General features: G+C 69.8%; 32 protein-coding genes. 18 read left to right on the top strand and 14 right to left on the bottom strand.

Annotated elements, in window-relative coordinates:
* The first annotated feature begins 66 nt into the window (after window positions 1-66).
* Together G6N60_RS25850 and G6N60_RS25845 are read left to right on the top strand one after the other, a co-directional pair.
* The gene (locus tag G6N60_RS25850; protein WP_163742756.1) at window positions 67-558 is read left to right on the top strand and encodes an ImmA/IrrE family metallo-endopeptidase; all 492 of its coding nucleotides are present in this window, start codon (window positions 67-69) and stop codon (window positions 556-558) included.
* Window positions 555-1,676, top strand: a complete 1,122-nt coding sequence (locus G6N60_RS25845) for a hypothetical protein (protein ID WP_163742754.1) — start codon at window positions 555-557, stop codon at window positions 1,674-1,676. Before G6N60_RS25850 ends, G6N60_RS25845 begins: the two co-directional genes overlap by 4 nt.
* Before the next feature lie 45 nt (window positions 1,677-1,721).
* Here G6N60_RS25845 and G6N60_RS25840 read toward each other — a convergent pair whose 3' ends face one another.
* The 3 genes from G6N60_RS25840 to G6N60_RS25830 form a co-directional block, all read right to left on the bottom strand.
* The gene (locus G6N60_RS25840; RefSeq protein ID WP_163744574.1) at window positions 1,722-2,120 is read right to left on the bottom strand and encodes a helix-turn-helix domain-containing protein; all 399 of its coding nucleotides are present in this window, start codon (window positions 2,118-2,120) and stop codon (window positions 1,722-1,724) included.
* Window positions 2,121-2,596: 476 nt separating this feature from the next.
* Complete coding sequence (locus G6N60_RS25835; protein WP_163742752.1) at window positions 2,597-3,130, bottom strand: peptidase; 534 nt, start codon at window positions 3,128-3,130, stop codon at window positions 2,597-2,599.
* A gap of 130 nt (window positions 3,131-3,260) precedes the next feature.
* Window positions 3,261-3,539 (bottom strand): S24/S26 family peptidase, encoded by a 279-nt coding sequence (locus G6N60_RS25830; protein ID WP_179969820.1) that lies wholly within the window; start codon window positions 3,537-3,539, stop codon window positions 3,261-3,263.
* 85 nt (window positions 3,540-3,624) lie between these two features.
* On the opposite strand from G6N60_RS25830, the gene sodN reads away from it, so the two are divergent.
* A complete protein-coding gene (gene sodN, locus G6N60_RS25825) occupies window positions 3,625-4,047 on the top strand; it encodes a superoxide dismutase, Ni (RefSeq protein WP_163742750.1) in 423 nt (140 codons plus the stop codon).
* A gap of 76 nt (window positions 4,048-4,123) precedes the next feature.
* Here the strand turns inward: sodN and G6N60_RS28210 are convergent, their stop codons facing one another.
* Entirely contained in the window at window positions 4,124-4,279 is a 156-nt protein-coding gene (locus tag G6N60_RS28210) for a hypothetical protein (protein WP_170312578.1), read from the bottom strand.
* A 384-nt stretch (window positions 4,280-4,663) separates the two neighbouring features.
* Between G6N60_RS28210 and G6N60_RS25820 the strand changes: the two genes are divergently transcribed.
* Genes G6N60_RS25820 through G6N60_RS25810 form a run of 3 tightly spaced genes read left to right on the top strand, consistent with a single transcriptional unit; the run spans window position 4,664 to window position 6,901 of the window.
* Window positions 4,664-5,005 (top strand): rhodanese-like domain-containing protein, encoded by a 342-nt coding sequence (locus tag G6N60_RS25820; RefSeq protein ID WP_163742748.1) that lies wholly within the window; start codon window positions 4,664-4,666, stop codon window positions 5,003-5,005.
* Between the two features lie 20 nt (window positions 5,006-5,025).
* Window positions 5,026-6,063 carry a DUF4328 domain-containing protein gene (locus tag G6N60_RS25815; RefSeq protein ID WP_163742746.1) on the top strand — a complete coding sequence of 346 codons (1,038 nt, stop codon included), beginning with the start codon at window positions 5,026-5,028 and terminating at the stop codon, window positions 6,061-6,063.
* Between the two features lie 4 nt (window positions 6,064-6,067).
* On the top strand, window positions 6,068-6,901 hold the full coding sequence (locus G6N60_RS25810; RefSeq protein ID WP_163742744.1) for a glycerophosphodiester phosphodiesterase: 834 nt from the start codon (window positions 6,068-6,070) through the stop codon (window positions 6,899-6,901).
* Here the strand turns inward: G6N60_RS25810 and G6N60_RS25805 are convergent.
* Together G6N60_RS25805 and G6N60_RS25800 are read right to left on the bottom strand one after the other, a co-directional pair.
* The gene (locus tag G6N60_RS25805) at window positions 6,898-7,443 is read right to left on the bottom strand and encodes a ferritin (protein WP_163742742.1); all 546 of its coding nucleotides are present in this window, start codon (window positions 7,441-7,443) and stop codon (window positions 6,898-6,900) included. The two genes, G6N60_RS25810 and G6N60_RS25805, sit on opposite strands and share 4 nt — an antisense overlap.
* 136 nt (window positions 7,444-7,579) lie before the next feature.
* Complete coding sequence (locus G6N60_RS25800; protein ID WP_246241320.1) at window positions 7,580-8,515, bottom strand: LCP family protein; 936 nt, start codon at window positions 8,513-8,515, stop codon at window positions 7,580-7,582.
* Between G6N60_RS25800 and G6N60_RS28730 the strand changes: the two genes are divergently transcribed.
* Window positions 8,515-8,691, top strand: a complete 177-nt coding sequence (locus G6N60_RS28730) for a hypothetical protein (protein WP_246241337.1) — start codon at window positions 8,515-8,517, stop codon at window positions 8,689-8,691. The two genes, G6N60_RS25800 and G6N60_RS28730, sit on opposite strands and share 1 nt — an antisense overlap.
* A gap of 74 nt (window positions 8,692-8,765) precedes the next feature.
* Here G6N60_RS28730 and G6N60_RS25795 read toward each other — a convergent pair whose 3' ends face one another.
* Window positions 8,766-9,536, bottom strand: coding sequence for a CPBP family intramembrane glutamic endopeptidase (locus G6N60_RS25795; RefSeq protein ID WP_163742738.1), 771 nt, complete (start codon window positions 9,534-9,536; stop codon window positions 8,766-8,768).
* Between the two features lie 27 nt (window positions 9,537-9,563).
* Entirely contained in the window at window positions 9,564-10,379 is an 816-nt protein-coding gene (locus G6N60_RS25790; protein WP_163742735.1) for a DUF2470 domain-containing protein, read from the bottom strand.
* Window positions 10,380-10,516: 137 nt separating this feature from the next.
* Here G6N60_RS25790 and pheA point away from each other — a divergent pair, with 137 nt between their 5' ends.
* On the top strand, window positions 10,517-11,452 hold the full coding sequence (gene pheA, locus G6N60_RS25785) for a prephenate dehydratase (RefSeq protein WP_163742733.1): 936 nt from the start codon (window positions 10,517-10,519) through the stop codon (window positions 11,450-11,452).
* Window positions 11,449-12,129 (top strand): histidine phosphatase family protein, encoded by a 681-nt coding sequence (locus G6N60_RS25780; RefSeq protein WP_163742730.1) that lies wholly within the window; start codon window positions 11,449-11,451, stop codon window positions 12,127-12,129. The genes pheA and G6N60_RS25780 overlap by 4 nt, the downstream gene beginning before the upstream one ends.
* Window positions 12,130-12,135: 6 nt before the next feature.
* Here the strand turns inward: G6N60_RS25780 and G6N60_RS25775 are convergent, their stop codons facing one another.
* Genes G6N60_RS25775 through G6N60_RS25765 form a run of 3 tightly spaced genes read right to left on the bottom strand, consistent with a single transcriptional unit; the run spans window position 12,136 to window position 14,222 of the window.
* Window positions 12,136-12,339: a hypothetical protein gene (locus G6N60_RS25775; RefSeq protein ID WP_163742729.1), complete on the bottom strand. Its 204-nt coding sequence runs from the start codon at window positions 12,337-12,339 to the stop codon at window positions 12,136-12,138.
* Between the two features lie 54 nt (window positions 12,340-12,393).
* A complete protein-coding gene (locus tag G6N60_RS25770) occupies window positions 12,394-12,744 on the bottom strand; it encodes a metallopeptidase family protein (RefSeq protein ID WP_163742727.1) in 351 nt (116 codons plus the stop codon).
* 5 nt (window positions 12,745-12,749) lie between these two features.
* The gene (locus tag G6N60_RS25765) at window positions 12,750-14,222 is read right to left on the bottom strand and encodes a septum formation family protein (protein ID WP_163742725.1); all 1,473 of its coding nucleotides are present in this window, start codon (window positions 14,220-14,222) and stop codon (window positions 12,750-12,752) included.
* A gap of 102 nt (window positions 14,223-14,324) precedes the next feature.
* Between G6N60_RS25765 and serS the strand changes: the two genes are divergently transcribed.
* Genes serS through G6N60_RS25750 form a run of 3 tightly spaced genes read left to right on the top strand, consistent with a single transcriptional unit; the run spans window position 14,325 to window position 17,376 of the window.
* Window positions 14,325-15,578: a serine--tRNA ligase gene (gene serS / locus G6N60_RS25760; RefSeq protein WP_163742723.1), complete on the top strand. Its 1,254-nt coding sequence runs from the start codon at window positions 14,325-14,327 to the stop codon at window positions 15,576-15,578.
* Complete coding sequence (locus G6N60_RS25755) at window positions 15,575-16,387, top strand: DUF5718 family protein (protein ID WP_163742721.1); 813 nt, start codon at window positions 15,575-15,577, stop codon at window positions 16,385-16,387. The genes serS and G6N60_RS25755 overlap by 4 nt, the downstream gene beginning before the upstream one ends.
* Before the next feature lie 2 nt (window positions 16,388-16,389).
* Complete coding sequence (locus G6N60_RS25750; protein ID WP_246241047.1) at window positions 16,390-17,376, top strand: MOSC domain-containing protein; 987 nt, start codon at window positions 16,390-16,392, stop codon at window positions 17,374-17,376.
* On the opposite strand, the gene G6N60_RS25745 is transcribed toward G6N60_RS25750, so the two are convergent.
* Together G6N60_RS25745 and G6N60_RS25740 are read right to left on the bottom strand one after the other, a co-directional pair.
* On the bottom strand, window positions 17,373-17,699 hold the full coding sequence (locus G6N60_RS25745) for a hypothetical protein (RefSeq protein WP_163742718.1): 327 nt from the start codon (window positions 17,697-17,699) through the stop codon (window positions 17,373-17,375). The genes G6N60_RS25750 and G6N60_RS25745 overlap by 4 nt on opposite strands.
* The gene (locus G6N60_RS25740; RefSeq protein ID WP_163742716.1) at window positions 17,696-19,240 is read right to left on the bottom strand and encodes an MBL fold metallo-hydrolase; all 1,545 of its coding nucleotides are present in this window, start codon (window positions 19,238-19,240) and stop codon (window positions 17,696-17,698) included. The genes G6N60_RS25745 and G6N60_RS25740 overlap by 4 nt, the downstream gene beginning before the upstream one ends.
* A gap of 72 nt (window positions 19,241-19,312) precedes the next feature.
* Between G6N60_RS25740 and G6N60_RS25735 the strand changes: the two genes are divergently transcribed.
* From G6N60_RS25735 to G6N60_RS25725, 3 genes are read left to right on the top strand one after another with little or no spacing between them, the layout of a single operon-like run.
* Window positions 19,313-20,080 carry a lysophospholipid acyltransferase family protein gene (locus G6N60_RS25735; RefSeq protein WP_163742714.1) on the top strand — a complete coding sequence of 256 codons (768 nt, stop codon included), beginning with the start codon at window positions 19,313-19,315 and terminating at the stop codon, window positions 20,078-20,080.
* 5 nt (window positions 20,081-20,085) lie between these two features.
* On the top strand, window positions 20,086-20,826 hold the full coding sequence (locus tag G6N60_RS25730; protein ID WP_163742712.1) for a lysophospholipid acyltransferase family protein: 741 nt from the start codon (window positions 20,086-20,088) through the stop codon (window positions 20,824-20,826).
* Complete coding sequence (locus G6N60_RS25725) at window positions 20,826-21,638, top strand: HAD family hydrolase (protein ID WP_163742709.1); 813 nt, start codon at window positions 20,826-20,828, stop codon at window positions 21,636-21,638. The genes G6N60_RS25730 and G6N60_RS25725 overlap by 1 nt, the downstream gene beginning before the upstream one ends.
* A gap of 88 nt (window positions 21,639-21,726) precedes the next feature.
* Here the strand turns inward: G6N60_RS25725 and G6N60_RS25720 are convergent, their stop codons facing one another.
* Window positions 21,727-22,656 carry a hypothetical protein gene (locus G6N60_RS25720; protein ID WP_163742706.1) on the bottom strand — a complete coding sequence of 310 codons (930 nt, stop codon included), beginning with the start codon at window positions 22,654-22,656 and terminating at the stop codon, window positions 21,727-21,729.
* A 174-nt stretch (window positions 22,657-22,830) separates the two neighbouring features.
* On the opposite strand from G6N60_RS25720, the gene glf reads away from it, so the two are divergent.
* The 3 genes from glf to G6N60_RS25705 are packed head-to-tail and all read left to right on the top strand — an operon-like array spanning window position 22,831 to window position 26,524.
* Window positions 22,831-24,057, top strand: a complete 1,227-nt coding sequence (glf, locus tag G6N60_RS25715; protein WP_163742702.1) for a UDP-galactopyranose mutase — start codon at window positions 22,831-22,833, stop codon at window positions 24,055-24,057.
* The gene (locus G6N60_RS25710; protein ID WP_163742699.1) at window positions 24,054-26,006 is read left to right on the top strand and encodes a glycosyltransferase; all 1,953 of its coding nucleotides are present in this window, start codon (window positions 24,054-24,056) and stop codon (window positions 26,004-26,006) included. Before glf ends, G6N60_RS25710 begins: the two co-directional genes overlap by 4 nt.
* Window positions 26,003-26,524, top strand: coding sequence for a phosphatase PAP2 family protein (locus G6N60_RS25705; protein WP_163742697.1), 522 nt, complete (start codon window positions 26,003-26,005; stop codon window positions 26,522-26,524). The genes G6N60_RS25710 and G6N60_RS25705 overlap by 4 nt, the downstream gene beginning before the upstream one ends.
* The last annotated feature ends 1 nt before the right edge of the window (window position 26,525 follow it).

Raw genomic sequence — 26,525 nt, 5'->3', positions numbered from 1 at the left:
GGGTGGCGCAAACAAATGTCACGATGGAGGGACACGGGATAGTGGACACATCGAGAGGGGGTTCGAATGCCAGCCAGCCGTCGCGTCACACGTGCCGTCAGTGAGGTCCTCGACCTTGCCCCACGCCGGGGCGAAGTGTCGCTGGCCCGCCTGATCACCTCCGTCGCCGAGAGTCGGGGCAGGCCGATCGAGCTGACGATGGCCGACCTGCCGCCGGGAGTCTGCGGCCAGTGGCGCCAATACGCCGACCGCGACGTCTTCCTCATCCAGCACGGGTTGCCCGCCGGCGACCGCACGCTGGCGCACGAACTCGGCCATCTCGTCCTCGGCCACGAGGGCATCTCCGTGGTGGAGGCTGCCCGCGACCAGACCGAGTTCGCTAGCTCCGACCTCATCGGCTACATGCTCAACCAGCGGACCGGATGCATGGGTCCGAGCGGTGAGGAGCTCGAACAGGAGGCCGAGGACTTCGCGGCCCTGCTCATCTACCGGCTCGGCCGCCTGCCCTCCGATCGCGCGTCCATCGTGCAGGTGCGGCTCGGAGAGGCGTTTGGTTGATCATCTGGGTGATCGCCGGTCTCCTGGGACTGGCCACCGGGCTCCGCATCGGCTGGGCACTCGTCAACAAGCAGTCACTCGTCAGCGCCGCGATGATCCTGGCCCTGGGCAGCCTCGGGTTGGTGGCCGCTCTGAACTGGCAACCCCTGACGCTGCTCATCGACACCCTGGTCCGCTGGCCCAACGTCTCGACGGTCCTGAGTCAGGTGGCGCTCATCTCGTGTGCCGCGGGCAGCTGCGTGATGATCACGTCGGCCGCCTCGGAGCGGAAACCCGCGACGATCAGGCGCATCGCGATGGTCCAGTACGGCGTCGCCGCGCTGATCGCGGTCGTGACGCTGGTGGGTTTCTTCAGCGCGCCGCAGCAACCCGAGATGTCACCGGAGGAGTACCTGCGGCAGAACCTCGGAGCGGGTGCGATGAACGTGTCGTGGCTGCTCCCACTGCTGTACGTCATGCTGGCGCTGACGCTGGTCGTGTGGGCGGGCGTGCGGCACTCCAACCGCACGCGACGCGGCAGGGCGCTCTTCGTGTTCACCCTCGGGGTCGTTCTGATCGTCCTGGCCAGCGCGTTCTTCCTGCTGCGCGCGGTGGGGACGACGGACCTGATCGGGGTCGGCACCGCGGCGACCCTGCTGGGCTGCGCGATGCTGGTCGTGGCGAGTGGGTCGCTGCTGCCCAGCGTCGAGGACTGGTTCGGGGCCAAGCGTGAGCTGCGGGTCATTCAGCCCCTGCTCGACGAACTGAGCCGTCGGCATCCCAACGTCGGAATCGGCGTCCGCCCCCGCGGGCCCCTGCTGTTCCGCGTCGCCGAGCAGCTGTCCCTGATCTCCGACGCGCTCTACCTGGAGGCCACCCGCGCGCTCGACGACGACGCTGCGACCCTGCCGGGTGAGGTGTGCCAGGACTCCCCGGACGTGTCGCCGGAGGATCAGTCGCTCCGCATCGCCGAGTGGATCCATGCGGGCCGTGGCACCGACGGCGAGTCCGCGCACGCGAAGTTTCCTGGACCGCATTGGCTGCGCCAGCCGCCGTCGTACTCGGACCGTGAGTGGATCCTGGCGATCGCCGATCAGTACCGCGCCCTGAACGAGAAGACCGCGGTCACGGCCTCCTGACCATTCGCGAAACGCCGTCGAGAGGTCCGTCGGCGATCGGGTGAGCTAATCGTCGAGGTGCTCTTGGCGACGGAGCTCGTCGACCTTCTGCACGAGGTCCTGCTGGGCCTCGGGAGACAGTCCGACCGTACGCGCCGCAATCCGCCGGATGCCCTCGTCACGCATGCTCGCCAACCAGGTGAGTTCCTTGTCGAGCTTCTCGTAGTACTCGTCGTCGGTGAAGTACGCCGGCTTGATGCGGAAGAAGTTGGCAAGCGCCGCCATGGTGGCGACCGAAGGGTTGGTGCGGTTGCCTGAACGCAGCTGGGAGAGGTAGGGCGCTGACATCGTCACCCCTTCCGCCTTCAGGGCAGCGATGACTTCGGCCGACGTATGCGGCCCGCGTCCCGGCGGGTAAACGGTGTCGAACAGGCGGTTCAGCCTGGCGGAAAATGTCATGCTCATCGGTCTGTCCTCCACTTGGCGTAACGAGCGGTCCTGCTCGGTGGCGCATTTGCTGATCATCGTAGCGAGAGTTCTGCTGACAACCAAGTGCAAACCACCGGAAAGTCAGTTGCACACCTCTTGCGCACCTACCGCAGTGCCGTTTAGCAGCAATGGGCGCCTCGGCCGACCTCGCCCAAGTGCAGCGCGGCTAAGCTAAAACTAACGGAGCAGTTGTTTTGCCCCAAGCACGAGTCCGTCCGCGAGCGGCTCCAGCGATCCCCGCCAGAGCCCCCGGCAATCAGTCGGCGATCCTCGCTCGACGGCATCAGTTATTTGCTCGGTAACGAAACCACACACGCCGTGTCAGCTGGCCTTTGGGCTTTCGCGCACGTCAAATCCGAGTGCGAGCCCATGCCGGGGTGCTGTCAGTCGTTTGGCTGACAGTAGCCAATGGTTGATTACCAAGAACGCAGCGACGAATCGCGCCGCGTTGGTCAGGCCGCGAGCAACATCGCCAACACCGCGGTGTCGGGATGGGTGATGGGGTCGACGCCCACCCGGCTGACCATCGAGGTGATGGTGCCGTCGGACTCCGCCTCGACCCACGCCGCGCGGTGATCGAGGCCCAGATGCGGCAGCCCGGGAAGGAGCACGCACCCGGAGGCGGCACCTGCACACTCGGGGAGCGACGGCATGGTCTCCGACGGCGGGTGCAGCATCAGCAGGGCCGGCGGCTGCTTGAAGGCGAAGTATCCGGGCGGGATCGCGGAGTCACCCACGACGGTGCCCTCGGCCATCACCAGACCGACGGTGCCGGGGGCCGGTTCGTCCGGCAGCTCTTCGCGCACGCCGAAGATGGTGGTGGTGGAGAGCAGCCCCGGCAGCGACGCCACTCGGACCGCGACCATGAGCAACTGCGCCCACTCCTTGGTCGAATCCGGCCACCGCCCGGAGACCACGAAACCCTTCAGTGATCCACCGGAGTGGAACGGCGCGACCTCGATGGCCCCATGAGATCCGGTGTCCATCCTCGCCTCCAATCGGTGCGCTGCCTTGCCGCCCGACACGGCTGTGGGTCGATTAGGTGAGGATGCGACAGGAGGGCGCTAGCACGCAAGCGGACACGACTGCCAGTAACGCAGTGGTCATACGGCAACGTCAGCGATCCCGGCGTCCGGGCACCGTCCACACGACGCGGTAGGTGCCCGCCGCCGGTATCCAGCCGAATTCGTGGGAGTCGACGACGCCGGGTGCGTGGCGATTGTCCGACACCGCCTCGAAGATCGTGCCGTGCGAGGAGTTGAAGACGTCGCCGACGCGCTTGACGAGCCAGCGCGTCGACAGCCGCGGATCGCGGAAGAGCCGGTACTCGCCGCGTCGGGGCGCTCCGCCGCGCAGGGTGAGGAGCGCATCACCCGGCTGCAACCCCGGCCGCATCGAATCCTCGACGACGCGGAACACCCGCAACGGGCAGCCGCGAGAAGCATGGTTGTCGCCCACCCCCAAAGGGTAGGTTAAGGGCATGCTTGATCGACTCTTCCAAAACGCCACGCCCGCCCACGCTCACTGCGACCTGTACTGCGGTGTCTACGACCCCGCGCAGGCGAAGATCGAGGCACTGTCGTGCCTGAAGACGCTGAAGAAGTACCACGACTCCGACGACGAACACTTCAAGACCCGCGCCATCCTCATCAAGGAGCAGCGCGCCGAAGAGGTCAAGCACCACCTGATGGTGCTGTGGGCCGACTTCTTCACCAAGGATCACTTCGCGCAGTTCCCGAACCTGCACCAGCTGTTCTGGGACGGCGTGCACGGTGCCGGTGACGTCAAGAAGTCACTCGACGTCGCCGTCGCCGAGAAGTTGCTGTCGACGATCGACGAGATCTCCGACATCTTCTGGCAGACCGAGAAGGCGAAGGACATGGGCGTCTACCCGCCCGCCTGATCCCGACGACCTCCATCGAACGAAGGCCGACTCCGCGCAGCAGCGCCGGGTCGGCCTTCTTCGTGGGACGGGGAGGTCAGGTCAGGACGATGAGGGCGAGCACGCCGAGCAACACCAGGGCGATCACGCCGGCGCGCAGGCACGCCATGAGATGGCTGTGCGTGTAGACGCCGGCGGAGGTGTGCCATTCAGACGGGGGTACTGCACCGGGCCCCAGCGGATGCGATGCCATCAACAGCTCCTGACCTGCGCGATCAACCTTGTTCCCCCAGTGAGATCTGTCACAACCGATAGTCGTGAGCGCGATCATAACCCCTCTCGTGGGCAGCGTGAAATCGGCTGAGCAGCACGCTTCGACCTGCCAACGCGCCGGGTGCTGCGCTCACCGAACAATGGTTAGCTGACCGACGTTTTTCGCTCGCGGTGGCGAGGCCTGTTGATCACTGTGCGCGCGACCACAGCGTCATCCCCAGCCCAGTACAGCGCCGTCACAGATTGCGCGGCTCAGGGCGGTTTCCGCAGCTGTGCGCCTGTGGATGAACCTGTGCAAACTGTGCATAGGCCTCCTGTTGCTAGTTTTGCAGGGTCGGTAGGAGCGGACGACGAGAGGTGGATCATGGGTGACGATCAGGTCGGCGAGGCTCACATCGGGGACGTTCCCGTGACGTTCGACGACACGGTGGTATTGCTCGACGTGCGCGAGGACGACGAGTGGCAGCGCGGGCACGCCGAGGGGGCTCAGCACATCCCGATGGGTGACGTGCCCGCCCGCATCGCCGAGATCGACACCGACGCCACGCTCTACGTCGTATGCCACGCGGGCGGGCGGTCGCTGCGGGTGGCTCAGTACCTCGCCCGCAACGGCTACGAACCGATCAACGTCGCCGGGGGCATGCTGGCGTGGTCCCAGGCGGGTCGTCCCGTGGTCACCGACGACGGGTCCGCGGGCAGCGTCTGAGAAGACCGTAGGCTGTTTGCGTGATCCAGGTCTGTTCACGGTGCGGCACGCGATGGAACGTGCGCGACCGGCAGCGCGTCTGGTGTCCCCGGTGTCAGGGGACCCTGCTCGCACCGTCGGCCGAACCGGAGCGGCAGTGGGCCGCGCGGCCGGCCGGCGCCCCGGCGGTCACCCAACCTCCCGCCGCCGGAGTCACCCCGCCGCGACTGCCTGCGGGATACCGCTGGATCGCCGTGCGGCCGGGAGCCCCGCCGCCGCCGCGCCGGGCGAAGCAGCCGCTGGGGCCGACGCCGCGCTACTTCGGCATTCCGCGCTGGAGCCTGCAGGATCACGTCGTCGCGCCGCCTCCCGAGACGCAGGAGCACGCGGCGCCGCGGGTGTCGACGCGTATGGTGCGGCGCACGCTGGCGGTGACCCTGGTGGCGTTCGCCGCCGCCGCGTTCGTCGACGTCGTCAACTACGCGCTGTTGCTCGTCAACCGGTCCAGGCTGCTGAACCCGATTCTGGCGGGAGCCGCGACGTGGGCCGGGGTGGCGGTCAGCGTGGTGGCGTTCTTCGCGATGATCGCGACGGCCATCGTGATGACAAACTGGCTGATCGCGCGGCGGTCGCTCGCCCATGCCCGCCACGGCGTGACGGATCCGCGGCCGGTGTGGCAGCTGTGGCTCGGCTGCCTGATCCCGGTGATCGACCTGTTCTGGGCGCCGGTGTTCGTCATCGAACTGGCACGTCTCGAGGGACGCCTGACCTGGCTGCGCACCCGCATCGCCGTGTGGTGGGTCGCGTGGTGGGTGAGCTTCGCCGTGTCGGTGTTCGCCTTTGCGACGAGTTTCACCGACGATGCGCAGGGCATCGCCAACAACACCGTCGCCACGACGATCGCGTACTTGGCGGCGCTGGCGGCGCTGCTGCTGACGCTCAAGCTGTACCGCGGTTTCGAGCACGTGGCGGTCGACCGGCCCGCCAAGCGCTGGGTGATCGTTCCGGCGGATTCCCCCGACGGTGAGACGCAGTCCCCGCCTCGGGTTGAGTCCGAGCGGGACGAACCGGCAGCATAGGGCCATGACTTCCGGCGACGGGACGCTCAGCGGTCACCCGTTCGTGGTGGCCCATCGCGGAGCGTCGGCGCAGCGGCCCGAGCATACGATCGCCGCCTACGAGCTCGCGCTGCGCGAAGGCGCTGACGGAGTGGAGTGCGACGTCCGCCTCACCCGCGACGGACACCTGGTGTGCGTGCACGATCGCAAGATCGACCGGACGTCGACGGGATCCGGCGCGGTCAGTGACATGACGCTCGCCGAGCTACGCGAATTCGATTACGGCAGTTGGCATTCCAGCTGGCGGGCTGACGGTGGTCATGGTGACACCGGGCTGCTCACGCTCGACGATCTGATCTCGCTGGTCCTCGACTGGAAGCGACCCGTGAAGATCTTCATCGAGACCAAGCACCCCGTGCGGTACGGCGCGCTGGTGGAGAGCAAGGTGCTGGCGCTGCTGCACCGCTACGGCATTGCGTCCCCCGCCTCCGCCGACCTGTCCCGCGCGGTCGTCATCTCGTTCTCGGCGGCCGCGGTCTGGCGCATCCGCCGGGCCGCGCCCATGCTCCCGACGGTGTTGCTCGGGGACACGTCGCGATATCTGGGCGGCAGCGCCGCGACGACGGTCGGGGCCACGGCCGTCGGACCGTCGATCGCCACGCTGCGTGAGCATCCCGAGCTGGTCGACCGCGCCGCCGCGCACGGCAGGGCGCTGTACTGCTGGACCGTCGACCACTACGAGGACGTCCGCTACTGCCGCGACGTCGGGGTGGCGTGGGTCGCCACCAACCACCCCGGCCGCACGAAGGGCTGGCTGCAGGACGGCCTGACCGAAGCCGGCCGCGACCAACCGGACTAGAGCGTGCCGCCGGCGGCCTTGGGTGCGGTCGGGTCGGCGGTCACCGCGCCGAGTTCGCGGGCCACGAAGTCCTCGAGGTGGAACAGGTCCGCGCCGGCCCGTTCGCTGACCCGCACCAGGGTCGTCATCAGCGCGACCTCCTCGACCTGCTCCTTGAGGAACCACTGCATGAACTGCTCGCCAAGGTAGTCGTGCTCCTCGCGGGCGACGCTGGCGAGCCGGGAGATCTGCTCGGTGACGGTGCGCTCCTGCTCGAGGGCCAGGCGCAACGCCTCGGTCGGCGAGCCGAAGCTGTTGCGGACGGCGTCGATGCCGGGGATCTCCACCTCGACGTCGCGATCGACGAGGTACTGCACGAGCATCATCGCGTGGTTGCGCTCGTCGAGGGCCTGGGCATAGAAGTGCTTGGCCAGCTGCGGAAGGTCGGCGGCGTCGAAGTGCACCGCGATGGCGGTGTATTGCTGCGACGCCGTGAACTCGTTGCGGATCTGCTCCAGGAGCAGGTGGTGGAATTTCGTGTCGAGTGTCGTGGGGTCGCTCATGCCGGGAACGCTACTGCAGGTCACAGGGCCTTGTCAGCAAAGGTATGACTTATTAAGGCGAGGGTGTCCTAACGCCAAGCCGCCCGTCACCGCTCCCTCGCGCAGTTTGCTGAGCCGCTGGCAAACGAAGGGTCGGCTAAATGTTGCCCGCGGTGAGCACGTCCGCCGGGATGGCCGAATCGGTCGCCAGCGCGTGGAACAGCCGCGCGGCGGCGTCGTCGTCCCACTCGACCACCGAACCGGAGTCGTTGCCAGTGAAGTCTCCGATCGGCACCGTCGTGGTGGTCACGCCGCCGTGCAGCGCCCACGCCAACCGGGCCAGATCCCACACGTGGGTGCCGTCGTCGACGGTCACGGCGCCGGCGGCCGCGCGGGCCAGCGGGTACCAGCGCAGCGGATTGGCCCACACGGCCGGGCTCGCCGACCGGTGCACCAGGGCCGCCATGAACTTCCGCTGGTTGATCATGCGGTCGAGGTCCGCGCGCGGCGTCGCGCGGGAGCGGACGTACCCGAGCGCGGTCCGCCCGTCGAGCGTCTGGCAGCCCGCGGCGATGTCGAGGCCGGCGAGGGGATCGTCGACCGGCTCGGTGGGGCACATCGTCACTCCCCCGACGGCGTCGACCATCTCGGCGAACCCGTCGAAGCCGATCTCGGCGTAGTGGTCCAGGCGCAGACCGGTGGCCTGCTCGACCGTCTGGGCCAGCAGGGGAGCGCCGCCGAGCGCGAACGCCGCGTTGACCTTGTCCTGGCCGTGGCCCGGGATGGGCAGGTAGGAGTCACGCGGAATGGACACCATCGTGGCCGGGGTGCTCGACCCGAGGCCGGGGACGTGCACCAGCAGGATGGTGTCGGTGCGCCCGGCGCCGAGATCGCCCCCGGTGGACAGCTCCGCCTGCTGTGCCGGGGTGAGGTCCTCCCGGCTGTCGGACCCGACCAGCAGCCAGGTGGTCCCGCTGCCTGCGGCAGGCCGGTCGGGCAGGGCGGCCAGCACCGGGATGCGGTGCAGCGTCGTGTCGATCCAGATTGCCGTGCCGATCCCGGCGAGCACGACGACCACCACGAGCGCCACCAATGGCCGTCCCCAGTGCCTCGCCCGTCGGGGTCGGCGCGAGGTCGGCGGCGGTGGGGGTGGCTGCCGGGGCGGTGGCGGCGGTGGTTGGTGCCGGGGCGGCGGCGGTGGCGGCTGCCGGGGTGGCTGCCGCTGCGGTGGAGGTGGCGGCGGCCGGTAGTTGGGGTCGCGGCGGATGACCTGTGACGGTTCGTACGGCGGCCTGGCGCGCCGTGGGTCGGGGTACGTCACGGGCTCGAATGTACGGCCACGATCACCGCAACCAGCCGAGGTGACCGGCGAGCAACGCGTAGCCAACGTACGCGACCGCGTCGATCAGGCCGTGCGCGACGATGAGCGGCCACAGCCGGCGCGTGCGCCACCACGCATAGCCGAACACCAGACCCATCACGACGTTGCCGACGCCGGCGCCGAACCCCTGGTACAGGTGATACGCGCCGCGCAGCAGGCTGGAGACGAGCACGGCCTTGGTCGGTGACATCCCGAGCTGGCGCAGCCGCGTGACGAGGAACGCGACGACGACGATCTCCTCGGCCCAGCCGTTCGCGAACGCCACTGCGAGGAGGACCGGGACCCGCCACCAGGTGTCGCCGAGCTCGGACGGCACGACGGCGACGCCGATGCCCAGTGCCCGTCCCGCCAGGTACAGCCCGAGGCCGGGCACGCCGATCAGCGCCGCGAGGCCGAGGCCGCCCAGCAGATCCGGCCGCCAGCGCCACCGGCCGAGTCCGACGCTGGCCGGACCCGAGCCGCTGCGCCACAGCAGGTACAGCGCGAGCAGCCCCCACGCGACGAGCTGGAACACCGTGGCCAGGTTCAGCGCGAAGTTGATCAGGTCGATGGGGGAGAGCTTGCGGTTGAGGGCCACCTTCTGGCCGGACAGGCCGAGGAGCACCGCCTCGACGAGACTGACGATCGCGGTGTAGGCGGAGAGGCCGAAGGTGACCGCGAGGACGACCGCGATCTCGAGCCGGAGGGTCCGCTTGCCGGGGTCGGGCAGCAGGTCGTCGGTCGGCCCGGTCACCCGAGCTACGGTAGCCGCCGGCCGGGGTCAGATGCGGCGCGCCCGCAGGCCGTTGAGGAACGGGCAGCCCATCAGCATGCGGATGGCCTGGTTCAGACCGGTGGCGTCGTCGACGGGCTTGGGGAACGGCAGCCGGACGTCGTGGTCGCCGTCCGCGGCCTCGACGCGCAGCCGGACGCCGTAGCGGTCCAGCCCGAGCGGCCGGACGCGGCCGTGGCGCAGGGGTGCGGGCAATCGGTCGGCGAGGCGGTCGACGACGTCGCGGTGGGCGGACTCGAGGTGCTGCAGCCAGCACGACTCCAGCGTGGCGAACGGATCGGGGCTGGCGGCGAGCAGGTCGCCGACCCCGATGGACTCCGCGCCCGTCGAGTCGGCCACGACGACGGAGTCGATCTCCAGGCGCACCAGGGCGCAGGGGGTGTCCCCGGCCGTCGCCTCGATCGTGTCCGTATTCACTTGCAGCAGAGCGGGATTCGGGCTGCTGGTGGCGATCGCGTCGAGCAGGGGCGACACGTCGGACGGGTGCACCGTGAACAGTCGGCCGCCGAGCCACACCAGGGAGCGGACGGGTTCGCGCAGGGGCAGCGGGGCGTAGTCGGTCACCTCGAGCACCGCCTGGATGCCCGCGGCGCCCGATCCGACGATGAGACCGTTCAGCAACCCGGTGGCGGGCACCGTGATCGCGAGGGACCCGTCGTCAAGCAGGTGGTGCACGGGGGTCGGCGACGGTTCGAGGCCCTCGACCGCGAGCATGGCCGCGCCGCCGCGGGCGCACGCGCTGCGGATCCGCTCGGCCGTCGAGGGTGCCACCACTGCCGATCCCGCCGCTGCATGACTGCGCATCTGCCCGCCTTCCATCGAATGAGGTAACCCTAACTTAGGCTGCCCTCACTGAATCGCGCAAGCTCTCCGCCGAAGACGCGCAAGCTCTCCCCCGAAGACGTCGAGGCGACCGGTGAGCGAGCCGTTAGGGTTGGCCCGTGCCGCGCATCGCCTATCTGGGCCCCCAGGGGACCTTCTCCGAAGAGGCGTTGCTGCAGATGGTGGCCGGTGGGGCCGTCCCTGCGGCGCCGACGCCCGGTGACGACGACGTCACTCCGTTGCCGTGCGACAGCGCCGACGGTGCGCTCGCCGCCGTCCGCGCCGGAGCCGCCGACTACGCCTGCGCACCGATCGAGAACTCGATCGAGGGGTCGGTGGCCCCGACCATGGACAGCCTGGCGGCCGGCGCACCGCTGCAGGTATTCGCCGAACACACCCTCGACGTCGCGTTCAGCATCGCCGTCCGGGAGGGCACCCGGCCTGCCGACGTCGCGACCGTCGCCGCCTACCCGGTCGCCGCGGCACAGGTGAAGCGGTGGCTGGCCGAACACCTCCCCGCTGCCAGGACCGTGCCCGCGAGCTCCAACGCCGCCGCGGCCCACGACGTCGCGAACGGCCGCGCCGACGCAGGCGTCAGCACCGCGCTCGCCGCGCGCCGGCTGGGCCTGGCGACCCTCGCCGACGGCGTCGTCGACGAACCCAACGCCCGCACGCGGTTCGTGCTGGTGGGTCCGCCGGCGCCGCCGCCGCCGCGGACCGGGGCCGACCGCACGTCCGTCGTGCTGCGGTTGGACAACGTCCCCGGTGCCCTGGTGTCGGCGATGACCGAGTTCGCGATCCGCGACATCGATCTCACCCGCATCGAATCCCGGCCCACGCGAATCGAATTGGGCACCTACTTCTTCTTCCTGGACTGCGTGGGGCACATCGACGACGATCCCGTCGCCGAGGCACTTCAGGCGCTCCACCGTCGTTGTGCTGACGTGCGATACCTGGGTTCATGGTCGACGGGAGCCGCCGTGGGGGCGACTCCTCCGGTGACAGACGAGGCCGCCGGATGGCTGGCCGGACTTCGAGAGGGGCGCGTTCGATGACGGGTCGACTGGTGCTCGTCCGCCACGGGCAGTCTTCTGCCAACGTGGCCAGGGAGCTCGACACCCGGCCGCCGGGCGCGCCGCTGACCGACCTCGGCCATCAGCAGGCGCGCGACTTCGCCGCGCACTGGGAGCACCCGATCGGGCTGTTGGCGCACTCCACGGCGCTCCGGGCGATCGAGACGGCCGCCGACGTCGGCGCGCAGCGTGGGCTCGCCCCGATCGAGCTGCCCGGCATCCACGAGGTCCAGGTCGGCGAGTTGGAGGCCCGCTCCGACGACGCGGCCCACGAGGAGTTCAACGCCGTGTACCGGCTCTGGCACGAGGGCAGTCTCGACGTCCACCTACCGGGTGGCGAGAGCGCCAGGCAGGTGCTCGACCGCTACGTGCCCGTGGTGACCGAGCTGCGGGTGCGCTACCTCGACGACCACGACTGGACGGGTGACGTGGTGGTGGTGAGCCACGGGGCGGCGATCCGGTTGGTCGGCGCGGTGCTCGCCGGGGTGGACCCGGGCTTCGCCATCGAGCACCACCTGGCCAACACCGAGTGCGTCGTGCTCAGTCCCATCACCGACGGCCGGTGGAGCTGCGTGCAGTGGAGCACGTTCACGCCGCCGTTCGAACCCGTCGAGCACCCCGTCGACGACACCGTGCACAGCGGCGACCCGATGGGCTGAGAAACGTCAGGACGCCTGCACGTCACGGGTGACGACGACGGTCTCCACGCAGGTGCACCCGACGGCGTCGCAGTCGATGCTGAACGAGTGCCACCCCTCGGGCGTCACGCAGAACTCGGTGCACTCGACGCGCCCCGACGACGCGTGGTGGATGACGGTGCCGTGGCAGTGGTCGTGGCCCTCTCGGCAGTCGCGGCACGGATCGGTCATGACCCGTTCATACCATTGCCGCGCAACGATTTCCGGTTGCCGCGCCCGTCGGACTCAGGCCCAGCCGAGCTCGTGCAGGCGCTCGTCGTCGATGCCGAAGTGGTGGGCCACCTCGTGGATCACGGTGACCGTCACCTCGTCGACCACGTCGGCCTCGCTGTCGCAGACGTCGAGCAGAGCGTCCCGGTAGATCGTGATGGTGTCGGGCAGGGAGCCGAAGTAGGTGGTGTCGCGCTCGGTCAGCGCGATGCCCTCGTAGAGGCCGAGCAGGTCGGGTTCGTCGGGATGGCGCGCCTCGACGAGCACGACGACGTTGTCGATCGCCTTGGCCAGCTCCACCGGGATCTCGTCGAGAGCGTCGGACACCAGCTCCTCGAACCGTTGCGGGCTCATCCGCACCGCCATCGCGGCTACTGGCCCGGCGTGGATCCGGGCAGCACGGGAGCCGCGGGACCGGGGGCGGGCCCCGGGGCCGGACCCACCGCGGGCGCGGGTTCGCCGGGTGCGGGTGCGCCCTGGTCGCCGCCGGCGGGCGGGGGTCCCTGGGGTCCGTCCTGCGGCTGGCCGTCGCCGGCTCCCGGGGGCGGTCCGTTGAGGAACGTGTTGCCCTGCGGCGGCACCGCGGCTCCCGAGCTGGTCGGCGCCGTGGACGCCGAGGTCTGCGTCGGGCCGGCCTGCTGCTGGCCGGGCAGGTGGTCGTTGCCCTGCGGGAGCTGGCTGCCGGAGCTGCTGGAACTGCTGGAACTGCCCTGTCCGCTCATGTCGATCTGCGTCGAGACCTGCGACGACGTATCCACCGGGGGCAGCGGGATGGGCGGCAGGTCCAACCGCTCCGCGGGGATGTCCGGCACCGGGACCGGGGGTTGCCCATTGATCATCAGCTGACCCTTGGCGCTGTTGAGCAGGGTCGACCAGCCGCCGTTGCCGAGCGTTGCGCCGATGCTGCACGACACCTGCTTGCTGCCCGCGGTCCAGCTCGGCAGCGAGATCGTGCTGTAGATGAGGGTCAGCGTGGTCTTGCGCAGCGCGACCGGGGCCAGATAGTCGTCGGTCAGCTTCGTGCAGGTGTCCTTGACGTACTGGTCCTGGGCGCCGTCGGGCGGGACCGGGCCGGGGAACTTCTCGGCGAGGTTCACCGAGCCGGTGACCTCCATGGCGTGCGGCTTGGCGCAGTCCACCGGGATGTCGGTCGGCTGGTTGGTGGCGGGGTCGATGCCGAGGCAGGTGCCCGCGGGCCACACCTTCGACTGGTCGAGGTCGGCGACCTTGCCCGCGAACGCCAGCTGATGGTTGTCGGGCCCGGCGAGCTGCAGACCGCACAGCATGCGGCGTTCGTCGTCCTGTCGCCACGCCTTGTCCCCCGACCAGACGAGGCTCACGCTGAAGCGGCCGTTCGGGTCGTACTTCGTGCCGAGGTACTGGCGCGCGGCGGCCTGGCACTGCTCCTGGCTGATCTGCTTGATGCGGGCCTCCGACGGCGGCGCGGCGTCGGGGCCATACTCGGTGCCGGGGAAGGTCCGCATGTCGATGGCCTCGGCGACCTCGAAGCGGTGTTCGTCCTTGCAGTCGACGATCTGCGCGGCGTCGGGCACCTGCTCGGGCCAGTTCAGGCAGGACCCGCTCTGCGCATGGTCGAACGTCGCGTTGCCGCGGGCGCTGCCGAGGGACGCCGAGCCGACGTTCAGGCCGATCGGGCCGGGACCGGTGCCGGGCAACGCGGTGAGGAGACCAGCGATGAGGAGCCCTCCGAGCGCGGTCAGCAGTAGCGCGCGCCGGGTCGAGGTGGCCTGCAGACTGCGCCACCACGCGGGGGTGGCGGCCGCGTCACCCGACGGGGTCGTCTCCTGCTCCGCGGTGGTCGGTGCGTCCAACATCGGCTCCATTGTGACAGGCGCGCCACGCCGTGTGACAAGAGATGCAGTTGTAACGTTATGTGGTTGTGCCCCGGCGCACGTCGCGGCCGGGTACGAACGTAGGGTTTCCCCGTGATCGACCTCAGACTGCTGCGTGAAGATCCCGACCGGGTCCGCGCGTCGCAACGGGCGCGGGGGGAGGACCCCGGCCTCGTCGACGTGCTGCTCGACGCCGACGCCGCGCGGCGATCGGCGATCTCGAAGGCCGACGATGCGCGCGCCGAACAGAAGGCGGCGAGCAAGCGGGTCGGGGCGGCGTCCGCCGACGAGCGGCCGGCGCTGCTCGCCCACGCCAAGGAACTCGCCGAGGCCGTCAAGTCCGCCGAGATCGAGCAGGCCGCCGCGGAGGCGGCGTTCACCGCCGCGCACATGGCCATCCCCAACGTCATCGCCGACGGCGTCCCCGCCGGCGGCGAAGACGACTACGTCGTGCTCGACACGGTCGGCGAACCACCGCGGCTCGACGCCCCCAAGGACCACCTCGAACTGGGGGAGGCGCTCGGCATCATCGACATGGAGCGCGGCGCGAAGGTGTCCGGTTCGCGCTTCTACTTCCTGACCGGCTTCGGGGCGCTGCTGCAGCTCGGCCTCATGCAACTCGCCGTCCGGCTCGCCACCGAGAACGGGGCCACCCTGGTCATCCCGCCGGTGCTGGTGCGTCCAGAGGTCATGTCGGGCACCGGTTTCCTGGGCGCCCACGCCGACGAGGTCTACCGCCTCGAGGCCGACGACCTGTACCTCGTCGGGACCTCGGAGGTGCCGCTGGCCGGTTACCACTCCGGGGAGATCCTCGATCTGTCCGACGGGCCGCGGCGCTACGCCGGATGGTCGTCGTGCTTCCGGCGCGAGGCGGGCAGCTACGGCAAGGACACCCGCGGCATCATCCGCGTGCATCAGTTCGACAAGGTCGAGGCCTTCGTCTACTGCCGGCCGGAGGACGCGGAGGCCGAACACCAGCGGCTGCTCGGCTGGCAGCGCGAGATGCTCGCCAAGATCGAGGTGCCCTACCGCGTGATCGACACGGCCGCAGGCGATCTCGGGTCCTCCGCGGCCCGCAAGTTCGACTGCGAGGCGTGGGTGCCGACGCAGGGCGCCTACCGCGAGCTGACGTCGACGTCGAACTGCACGACGTTCCAGGCGCGGCGGCTGGGGACCCGCTACCGCGACGAGAACGGCAAGCCGCAGATCGCGGCGACGCTGAACGGCACGCTCGCCACGACGCGCTGGCTGGTCGCCATCCTGGAGAATCACCAGCAGCCCGACGGCAGCGTGCGCGTGCCGGAGGCCCTGGTGCCCTACGTCGGAAGGTCGGTGTTGACCCCATGAACACGAGCGAGCTGGACTTCGACGAGCTGAAGTCGTGGTTCGGCTTCGGCGTGGCAGGCAACTTCGCCGGCCATCTGGAGCAGGCCGGGGAGGCCGCCGACTTCGTCAACGTCGCGAGCGAGGGGGCCGCGCCCAAGGGCATCTTCCCGTGGTACGCCCCGGGTGCCGGGGGCCTCCTCGGCGAGTTCCCGCTGTCCCACGACGCGATCCTGTTGCCGCAGAGCGACATTCCGCTCAACCTTCAGATCGAGCCCGAGGTGGGGCTGGCCTGCGAGGTGACGTGGCAGGGCGACACCGTGGTGTCGCTGCAGCCGTTCGCGCTGGGCGCGTTCAACGACTGTTCGATCCGGCGCCCCAACGCGGCGAAGATCAGCCACAAGAAGAACTGGGGTCCGGCGTCCAAGGGCGTGGCGGCGCGGTTCTTCGACATCGGCGACCTGACCCCCGACGGACCGACGTCGACGCTGCGCCTGGTCTGTCACCTCAGGACGGCCGACGGCGCGGAACACGCCTACGGCGTGGACAGTCCGCTGCTGGGCTATTCGTACTACGGCGAGGTGCTGCTGGACTGGATCACCGAGCGGTTGGCCCACCAGAAGGGCTCGCCCGACACCCCACTCGAGGACGTCGGGGCGCTGATGGTCGCTGCGGGCCATCCGTCCCGGGTGCTGATCGGCATCGGCGCAACGCGCTACACCGAACTGGGTGAGTCGACCTTCCTGCAGCCGGGCGACGAGGCGATCGTGCGGGTCTACGACACCGAGTCCGACGCCAATTCCGAACTGCGACAAGTAGTTTCGCGGGCCTAGCGGTGAGCACCGTCGCGCAGCTGTGGCGCTTCCCCGTGAAGTCGATGGGCGGCGGCCGGGTCGACCGCCTGCGCATCGACCGGCGCGGCGTGCACGCCGACCGGCTCTGGGCGGTGCGCGACGTCGAGAAGGGCATCACCGCGTCGGCCCGCAGGCTGCCCGCCCTGCTCGGCTGCTCGGCGCGCTATCTGACCGAGCCCGGTGACGACGCCGGGCCCGGCAATGCGCCGGGCGTGGTGATCACGCTGCCGGACGGGCGCGAGCTGACCCACGACGACGCCGCCGTGCACGTCGCGCTGTCCGAGCTCGTCGGGCGCGAGGTGCGACTGACCGCGTTGCCGCCCGCCCACGACAAGAGCCAGCACCGGATGACGACGCGGGATTCCCTCGCGAACTTCTCGGCGTCCCAGGTACGCAAGGACTTCGGGCTCGACGACGCCGAGGCGCTCCCGGACACCTCGGTGTTCTCGCCCCGCGACATCGTCACGCTCGCCCGGTACTCGACGCCGCCGGGCACGTTCGTCGACCTCAGCCCGGTGCATCTGCTGAGCACCGCCAGCCTGCGCGCGCTGTCGTCCGACGGCACGCCGTACGACGTCCGCAGGTTCCGGCCCAACGTGCTGGTCGACGGCACCGATCCCGACGTCGACTTCCCCGAGGCGGCGTGGGTGGGCGGCCAGGTGCGCATCGGAACGACCGTGCTGGACGTGGCGATGCCCACCATTCGGTGCGTCGTCCCCACCCGTCCGCAGCCCGGCGTCGACCTCGACCGTGGCATCACGCGGCAGCTGCTCGAACGGACCAACCGCTTCCTCGGCGTCTATGCCGACGTCGGCACGCCGGGGGTCGTGAGCGTCGACGACGACGTGCACGTTCGGTTTTCGACTCCGCCGGGGCTACTCGAACGCGCGGTGTCCGCGGCGGGCAGGTCGGCGACCAAGGGTGTGCAGCGACTGCTGGAGGCGACGATCCTGCGGGAGAGGGACTAGCCCAACAGCTCGTCGAGCAGGGCCAGGAACTCGCCGGGTCGCACCGGGGTGCAGGCGGGCCGCGGCCGGGCGCCCGCGACGTCCAGCGTCACCAGCGTCGACTTGATCGGGCGCCGGATGTCGAGGGGGAGCCAGCGGCGCGGGTCGGAACTGCCCCACAGTTGAAACCGGTTGACCAGCAGGCCCAGTGACTCGGTCTGGTAGCCGCGGACCGAGCGCAGCGGGATCACCTTCGAGGTGCCCGACGGAAAGTGGTAGCGGCGCAACGTGATCGCGTGGCGGTCCAGCAGGACCAGCCCGTCGTCATACGTCGCGGCCGTCACGCCTTGGCGCTCCTGAGCTCGTGGCCCTTGGACGTCAGGCAGCGGCCGTTGGTCAGGTTCCACGACCAGCCGTGCAGGTTGCAGGTCAGCGTCGTGCCGTCGACGACGCCGAACTTGGACAGGTCGGCCTTCAGGTGCGGGCAGCGACGCTGAATCTCCCAGCCGTCCAACGTGATCGACGCGGAGTCGTCGTGCGCCTCGGCGAACCAGCCGTCGGCGTAGGCGATGCGCTCGTCGGTCAGGCACTTGAAGAACGTGTACAGGTATTCGTTGTAGCCACCGACGCGCCACGCCCTGAAGCGGGTCGACAGGAAGATGGTGTTGACCCAGTCCGGCTCGTCGTCGCGCAGGACGGTACGGACCAGTTCCGGTGCGATCTCGAAGCCGTAGCGGAACTTCTCGTCGGGAATCGCTTCGCGCACGGTGCGTTTCGGGAAGTCCAGCACGACGGACTCCTGGCCGAGACGCAGTTCGACGGGATAGCCGATGCCGTCGCAGATCTGGTCGCTCTGCAGCATGATCGGTTCGAGCCGGGCCCGCAGCGGTTCCAGTAGCGGCTCGCCGGCGGCGGGGGCCCAGCGGGCCTTCTCCGCGGCCAGCACCGGCGCCATCCGCCGCGCGTAGTCCGCGATGTAGTCGGCCTTGCCGGTCGTGAAGATCGACTCGGGGTCGGGCACGGGATGGGTCAGCGAATCCAGTTGGCTGCCCGTGAATTCGGCGACGGAGCCGGGGATCATCAGCAGCCCGCGGTCGTGCCCGTTGCGGCGCAGCTGGTCGAGGAACACCACCTGGTCGGGGAAGATGTTGGCCGGGTCGCCGTGATCGTCGTTGAGCTGGCGCAGGGCGTCGTCCAGGAAGCACGGCGGACCGGCCGACGGCACCACCCACGTGGCGCCGACCGCGGCGACGTACTGGCGGCAGCGGTCCATCTGGCGCTGGCGCTTCTGCACGCCGAACGCCTCCTTGGCGCGGTCGGGCATGTCGTAGACCATCGGGTACCAGATGGCCCCCGAGTACTGCAGCATGTGCACGTCGACGTGCCCGAAGTTGGCGTCGATGACGTCGAGGTCGATGGGCCGCGCGTCGTTCATGTCGAACGCGACGGTCTCGCCGTCCGAGACGATCAGGCCCGAGTCGCCAATGGGACCGTCGGCGGGGGCGCGCAGCGCGATGATCATCACGTCGAGGTCGCCCTTGGGCCCGCTGACGCGGTGCTTGACCGAGTCGGTGGTCTCGAAGAAGCGGTGGAAGCCGAGCGCTTCGAGGGCCCGGCGCAGATCGGGCACCGGGAAGTCGGGCAGCAGGACGACGGCGTCCTTGTTGACGTAGGCGGCCAGGTGCCGCGGGTCGAAGTGGTCGGCGTGCAGGTGGCTGACGTACAGGTACTCACAGTCGCCGAGGGCGTCCCAGTCGAGCTGACTGTTGTCGGGGAACGGGAACCACGAGGCGAAGTACGCGGGGTTCACCCACGGGTCACAGAGGATGCTCCCAGCGGAGGAGTCGATCCGGAAGCCTGCGTGTCCGACACTCGTGACCTGCACTCATCGCCTTCCCTGGGGAGTATGCGCCATTCCGATCCTAACCGTTCCAGCGGCAGCACTAGGCTGACCGTCGTGGAGCCGGTATACGGGACTGTCATCACCCTCGCTCGCTGCGTCTGGCGGCTGCAGGGGCTGACGTTCACCGTGACCGGCGTGGAGAATCTGCCGGCCACGGGCGGCGCGGTCGTGGCGATCAACCACACCAGCTACTTCGACTTCACCTTCGCGGGGTTGCCCGCCTTCCGGCAGGGGCGCGGTCGCAAGGTGCGGTTCATGGCCAAGCGAGAGGTCTTCGACTCGAAGGTCAGCGGGCCGATCATGCGCAGCCTGCGGCACATCCCCGTGGACCGCGACAGCGGTGCGGCGTCGTTCGCCGAGGCCTGCCAGCGGCTGGCCGACGGCGAACTGGTCGGGGTGTACCCCGAGGCGACGATCAGCCGCAGCTTCGAGATCAAGGAGTTCAAGTCGGGCGCCGCGCGGATGGCGATCAAAGCCAACGTGCCGATCGTTCCGCACATCGTCTGGGGCGCCCAGCGCATCTGGACCAAGGGGCACCCGAAGAACATGTGGCGGCCCAAGGTGCCCATCTCCGTGGCGGTGGGCGAGCCCATCGCGCCGACGCTGCCCGCGGCCGAGCTGACGGCGCTGCTGCACTCGCGGATGCAGCACCTGCTCGAGCAGGTGCAGACGGCCTACGGCGAGCACCCCGCCGGGGAGTACTGGGTGCCCCACCGCATGGGTGGCGGCGCGCCGACCCTCGCCGAGGCCAACCGCATGGACGCCGACGAGGCGGCCGAGAAGGCGGCGCGGCGTGCCCGGCAGGGCGAGTCCTCGGGGTAAGTGGCATGGAACCGGTCTTCCGAGCGCTGGAGATCGCGGGCACGACCGCGGTGCGGGTCACCGGCGCGCGGATCGACTACGAGGGCCTGGAGCACATCCCGACGACGGGCGGCGCGGTGCTGGCGATCAATCACACCAGCTACGTCGACTTCCTGCCCGCGGCGCTGGCGGCGAAGCGCCGGGGCCGGCGTCTGCGCTTCATGATCAAGGCGGAGATGCAGCGGGTGCGCATCGTCGACTTCCTGATCAGGCACACCAAGACCATTCCGGTGGACCGCAGGGCCGGGGCCGACGCCTACGCGGCGGCGGTCGCGCGGCTGCGGGAGGGGGAGATCGTGGGGGTCTACCCGGAGGCGACCATCAGCCGCAGCTTCGAGTTGAAGGAATTCAAGTCCGGCGCCGCGCGGATGGCGCTGGAGGCGCAGGTGCCGATCATTCCCCTCGTCGTATGGGGCGCCCATCGCATCTGGACCAAGGACCATCCGAAGCAATTGGGCCACAACCGAATTCCGATCACCGTCGCCGTCGGCGAGGGGTTGCCGCCGGTCGGCACGGCCGAGGAGCTGATGGACGGGCTGCGGGCGCGGATGACCGCGCTGTTGCACGGAGTGCAGCAGTCCTACGATCATCCACGGGGCGCCCACTGGGTGCCTTACAGGCTTGGCGGGAGCGCCCCGACCATGGCAGAGGCGCGCAAGCGCGAGGCGGACGAGCTCGCTGATCGCGCCCGCAAGGAGAATCACTAGTGCTACCCGCTCTGATCGCGACCGACGTCGACGGCACCCTGCTCGACGCTGACGAACTCGTCACCCCCCGCACCAAGGCCGCCGTGCGCGCCGCCGTCGACGCGGGCACCACGTTCGTGCTCGCCACGGGCCGTCCACCGCGCTGGATCCCGCCGGTGGTCGACGCCCTCGGCTTCGCGCCGATGGCGGTGTGCGCGAACGGCGCCGTGCTCTACGACTCGGCGACCGACCGGATCCTCTCGGCCAAGACGCTGTCGGTCGACCTGCTCGCCGAGTTGGCCGAGGTCGCGACCCGCGTCATCCCGGGGGCCGGGCTCGCCGTGGAGCGCGTCGGCCGCAGCGCGCACGACGCCGCGACGCCGCAGTTCCTCAGCTCACCGGACTACGAGCACGCCTGGCTCAACCCCGACAACACGGTGGTCTCGCTCGAGGACGTGCTGAACGCGCCCGCGGTCAAGCTGCTGATCCGCAAGTCCGGCGCCAGCAGCGCGGACATGGCGGCCGCCCTGGCGCCGCACATCGGGCTGGAGGGCGACCTGACCTACTCGACCAACAACGGGCTCGTCGAGGTGGTGCCGCTGGGGGTGACCAAGGCCTCCGGGGTCGACGAGGTGGCCAGGCCGCTCGGCATCGCCGCGGGGGACGTCGTCGCGTTCGGCGACATGCCCAACGACGTGCCGATGCTGCTGTGGGCGGGGCTCGGCGTCGCGATGGGCAACGCGCACCCCGACGCGAAGGCGGCGGCCGACGAGGTCACCACGCCCAACACCGACGACGGGCTGGCGCGCGTCCTGGAACGCTGGTGGCTCTAGCCCCGGTCGATCGGGGTGATGTGGCTCCCACGCGCAACGGCACCGCAGAGCCCGTCGAGGCTTCTGCGGTGCCGTTTCGGCGAGGGTTCTAGGCGCCGGGGACTGCTGCCGGGGCCGCCGCTGCGGCGGCTGCCGGTGCGGCCGCACCCTTCTGGATGGCGCCGGTGATCATCGGCATGACCATGCCCTTGAGCAGGTCGATCGCCTGGCTGGCGCCGAGGCTCTGAGCGGCGCTGCTCAGATCCCCCAGCAACCCGCCGCTCCCGCTGCTCGCGGGGGCGCCGAGGCCGAGACCGGGATCGCCACCGAGGATCGGGTAGGTGCCGCCGGGATCGGCGAGTCCGACGTCCGTCGGCAGACCGGTGCCGAGCCCGCCGGCGCCCGGCAGGCCGAGGCCGGTATTGGCGGCGGGTGTCGACAGCCCCGGCAGCGCGCCCGCCGGGTTGGTGAGCCCGGGGGTGGTCAGACCGGGATTCGTGAGCCCGGCGTCGGCGAGGCCCGGCGTGGTCAGCCCGGGGGTCGTCAGACCTGGCGTGGTGCCCGGGGTCGTCAGGCCGGGGGTGGTCAGACCGGGGGTGGCGCCGGGCGTGGTCAGCCCGGGCACGGCGGCGGCCGCCGGGTTGGTCAGCCCGGGGTTGGTCAGGCCGGGGGCCGTGAGACCGGGGTTGGTCAGGCCGGGCGTAGTCAGCCCGGGCGTAGTCAGCCCGGGGGTCAGACCGGGCGTGGTGAGCGGGCTCGTCAGCGTCGTCGCGGACGGCGCGCCGGCGCCACCGAGAATCCCGCTCGGCAACGGCGGCAGGTTGACACCGAACTGCGAAAGTCCTTGTGTCAGAGCGCCGATGAGCTGATTGGGCAGATCGGTGGACAGGTCGGCCGCAACGAACTCGCGGTGTTGCGGGGCCGCGGTCGTGGTGGTGGACAGGCTGGACAGGGCAACGACTGCGACTGGACTTGCAACGGCCAGGGCGGCGACTGCGCTCATGGCTGTCGAGAGCTTGCGTCGACGACGGTTAGGCACGGAAGTCTCCTCAGTATTTCTTGGACCGTGTACGTGATGGGGAACGAGTTCGATGGTACGGCTGAGACTGCTGTGTCTAGAGTGACGATGCGCAATCGTGAGCGAATCGCGACCTGCCGCCGCGCCCGCATCGATGGGCCGGGTGCCAAGCACCGTCGGCTACCCTTGCTGCCGATGACGGCTCCTACCTCCCAGGTCGCTGCGCACCCCACCGGCCGCTTCGACCTCCTCGTCGTCGGTTCCGGGTTCTTCGGGCTGACGATCGCCGAACGCGTGGCCACCCAGCTGGGCAAGCGCGTGCTGGTGCTCGACCGGCGGTCGCACCTCGGCGGCAACGCGTACTCCGAGGCGGAGCCCCAGACCGGCATCGAGATCCACAAGTACGGCGCACACCTCTTCCACACGTCGAACCAGCGGGTGTGGGACTACGTCCGGCAGTTCACCGAGTTCACCGGCTACCAGCACCGGGTCTTCGCCATGCACGCCGGGCAGTCCTACCAGTTCCCCATGGGACTCGGCCTGGTATCGCAGTTCTTCGGCAGGTACTTCACCCCCGACGAGGCGCGAGCGCTGATCCGGGAGCAGGCCGCGGAGATCGAGAGCGCCGACGCGCAGAACTTCGAGGAGAAGGCGATCTCGCTGATCGGGCGCCCGCTGTACGAGGCGTTCGTCAAGGCCTACACCGCCAAGCAGTGGCAGACCGACCCCAAGGAACTGCCCGCGGGCAACATCACCCGGCTGCCCGTGCGGTACACCTTCGACAACCGCTACTTCAACGACACCTACGAGGGTCTGCCGAAGGACGGCTACACCGCCTGGTTGCAGAACATGGCCGCCGACGATCGCATCGAGGTGCGCCTGGACACCGACTGGTTCGACGTCCGCGACGAACTGCGGGCCGCCAACCCCGACGCACCCGTCGTGTACACCGGCCCGCTCGACCGCTACTTCGACTACGCCGACGGCAAGCTCGGCTGGCGCACGCTGGACTTCGAGCTCGAGGTGCTGACCGACCGCGGCGACTTCCAGGGCACCCCCGTCATGAACTACAACGACGCCGACGTGCCCTACACCCGCATCCACGAGTTCCGGCACTTCCATCCCGAACGCGCCTACCCGACGGACAAGACGGTCATCATGCGGGAGTACTCGCGGTTCGCCGAGGACTCCGATGAGCCCTACTATCCGATCAACGCCGAATCCGACCGCGAACGGCTCGCCACCTACCGCTCGCGCGCCAAGGCGGAGACCGCGTCGGCCGGGGTGCTGTTCGGGGGGCGCCTCGGCACCTATCAGTACCTCGACATGCACATGGCGATCGCCAGTGCGCTGAACATGTACGACAACACGCTGGCGCCACACCTGCGCGACGGTGCGCCGCTGGAAGAGAGCCGAACATGAGTGACATCCCGTCGGGCGCGCTCGACGCCGGGCAGTCCAAGGCGGTCAGCCTGCTGTCGCGCGTCATCCTGCCCCGCCCGGGCGAACCGCTCGACGTCCGCAAGCTGTACCTCGAGGAGTCGAGCACCAACGCCAAGCGGGCCCACGCGCGGACCCGCACGACGCTGGAGATCGGCGCGGAGTCCGAGGTGTCGTTCGCGACGTACTTCAACGCGTTCCCGGCCAGCTACTGGCGGCGCTGGTCCATCCTCGAGTCGGTCGTGCTGCGCGTCGAGCTGAGCGGCAGCGCCAGGGTCGACGTGTACCGGTCCAAGGCCACCGGCGCGCGCATCACGGTGGGTGGCGCCGCGGTGTCGAGCGCCGACGAGAACAGCACCGCCGCAGTCGAATTCGAGATGGAGCTCGACCCGTTCGAGGACGGCGGCTGGATCTGGTTCGACATCACCACCGACACCACGGTGACGGTGCACCGCGCGGGCTGGTACGCGCCGCGGGAGGCGCCCAGCCGCGCCAACGTCGCCGTCGGCATCCCCACCTTCAACCGCCCGTCGGACTGCGTCAACGCGCTCGCCACCCTGACGTCGGATCCCATGGTCGACGAGGTGATCACCGCGGTGATCGTCTCCGATCAGGGCACCAGCAAGGCCAAGGACCATCCAGACTTCGCCGCGGCCGCCGCCGGGCTCGGCAACCGGCTGACGATCCACGATCAGCCCAACCTCGGGGGTTCGGGCGGCTACAGCCGCGTCATGTACGAGGCGCTGAAGAACACCGACTGCGAACAGATCCTGTTCATGGACGACGACATCCGCATCGAGCCGGACTCGATCCTGCGGGCGCTCGCCTTCAACCGGTTCGCCAAGGTCCCGACGCTCGTCGGCGGTCAGATGCTCAATCTGCAGGAGCCCTCGCACCTGCACGTGATGGGCGAGATGGTGGACCAGGCGAACTTCATGTGGACCAACGCCGTCAACACGGAGTACGACCACAACTTCGCCAAGTACCGCCTCAACGACGAAGAGGAATACCGCAGCAAGCTGCTGCACCGCCGCGTGGACGCCGACTTCAACGGCTGGTGGATGTGCATGATCCCGCGGTCGGTCGCCGAGGAGCTGGGCCAGCCGCTGCCACTGTTCATCAAGTGGGACGACTGTGAGTACGGGCTGCGCGCCGGCGAGCACGGCTATCCGACCGTCACGCTGCCCGGCGCGGCCATCTGGCACATGGCGTGGAGCGACAAGGACGACGCCATCGACTGGCAGGCGTACTTCCACCTGCGCAACCGGCTGGTGGTGGCCGCCCTGCACTGGGACGGCGGCATCGGGGGGCTCATCGCCAGCCACCTCAAGGCGACGCTGAAACACCTTCTCTGCCTTGAGTATTCGACGGTCGCCATCCAGAACAAGGCCATGGACGACTTCCTCGCCGGCCCGGAGCACATCTTCTCCATCCTGGAGTCGGCCCTGCCCGCGGTGCGCGCGATGCGCTCGGAGTACCCGGATGCCATCGTGCTGCCGAGTGCGACCGCACTGCCGACCCCGTCGGACAAGCGGTGGCGCCGCAAGGTCAAGATCCCGGTCAGTCCGCTCGCCATCGCGGTGCGGCTGACCCGCGGCGTGCTCCACCAGCTCACGCCGCACGATCCGCAGCACCACCAGCGCCCGCAGATCAACGTCGCGACGCAGGACGCGCGCTGGTTCTCGCTGTCGCGGGTCGACGGCGTGACCGTCACCACCGCCGACGGTCGCGGCGTCGTGTATCGCCAGCGCGACCGCGCCAAGATGTTCGAGCTGCTGCGCGCGTCGCTGCGCCGCCAGGCGTTGCTGGCCCGCAGGTTCAACAAGATGCGCAAGGTCTACCGCGGCGCGCTGCCCGTGCTGGCCAGCAAGCAGAAGTGGGAGACCGTACTGCTCCCCGCCACACCGACGTCAGCAGAAGTCTCCCGGTGACGGACACCCTGCGAGGCGAGGACGCGGCGCTCGTCGCCGTGCAGTCGACCCTCGCCGGGCGCCCCGGAGTGCTGCCCGGCGCACGGGCGCTGTCGCACTTCGGCGAGCACAGTGCGGGCTGGGTGGCCGTGTCGCTGCTGGGTGCGCTCGTGCAGCCGCGGCGACGCCGGGTGTGGCTGGCCGCGGGGTGGGGCGCGTTCGTCGCGCACGGAGCCGCCGTCGTCATCAAGCGCATCGCGAAGCGGGAGCGGCCCCACCACCCGTCGATCGCGGTGAACGTCGCGACGCCGAGCCGGTTGAGCTTCCCCTCGGCGCACGCCACGTCGACCACGGCGGCCGCGATCCTGCTCGGCCGCGCCACCGGACTTCCCCTGCCCTGGTTGCTGGTGCCCCCCATGGCGCTGTCGCGCCTGGTCCTTGGCGTGCACTACCCGTCCGACGTGTTGACGGGTGTGGCCGTGGGAGCAGTCGTCGCCAGGACGGTCGGAGCCGCCGTCGGACCAGAAGGAGACAGGTGAG

The organism is Mycolicibacterium madagascariense (genome assembly GCF_010729665.1).
Taxonomy (GTDB): domain Bacteria; phylum Actinomycetota; class Actinomycetes; order Mycobacteriales; family Mycobacteriaceae; genus Mycobacterium; species Mycobacterium madagascariense.
This window is presented reverse-complemented; position numbering and strand designations above follow the sequence as displayed.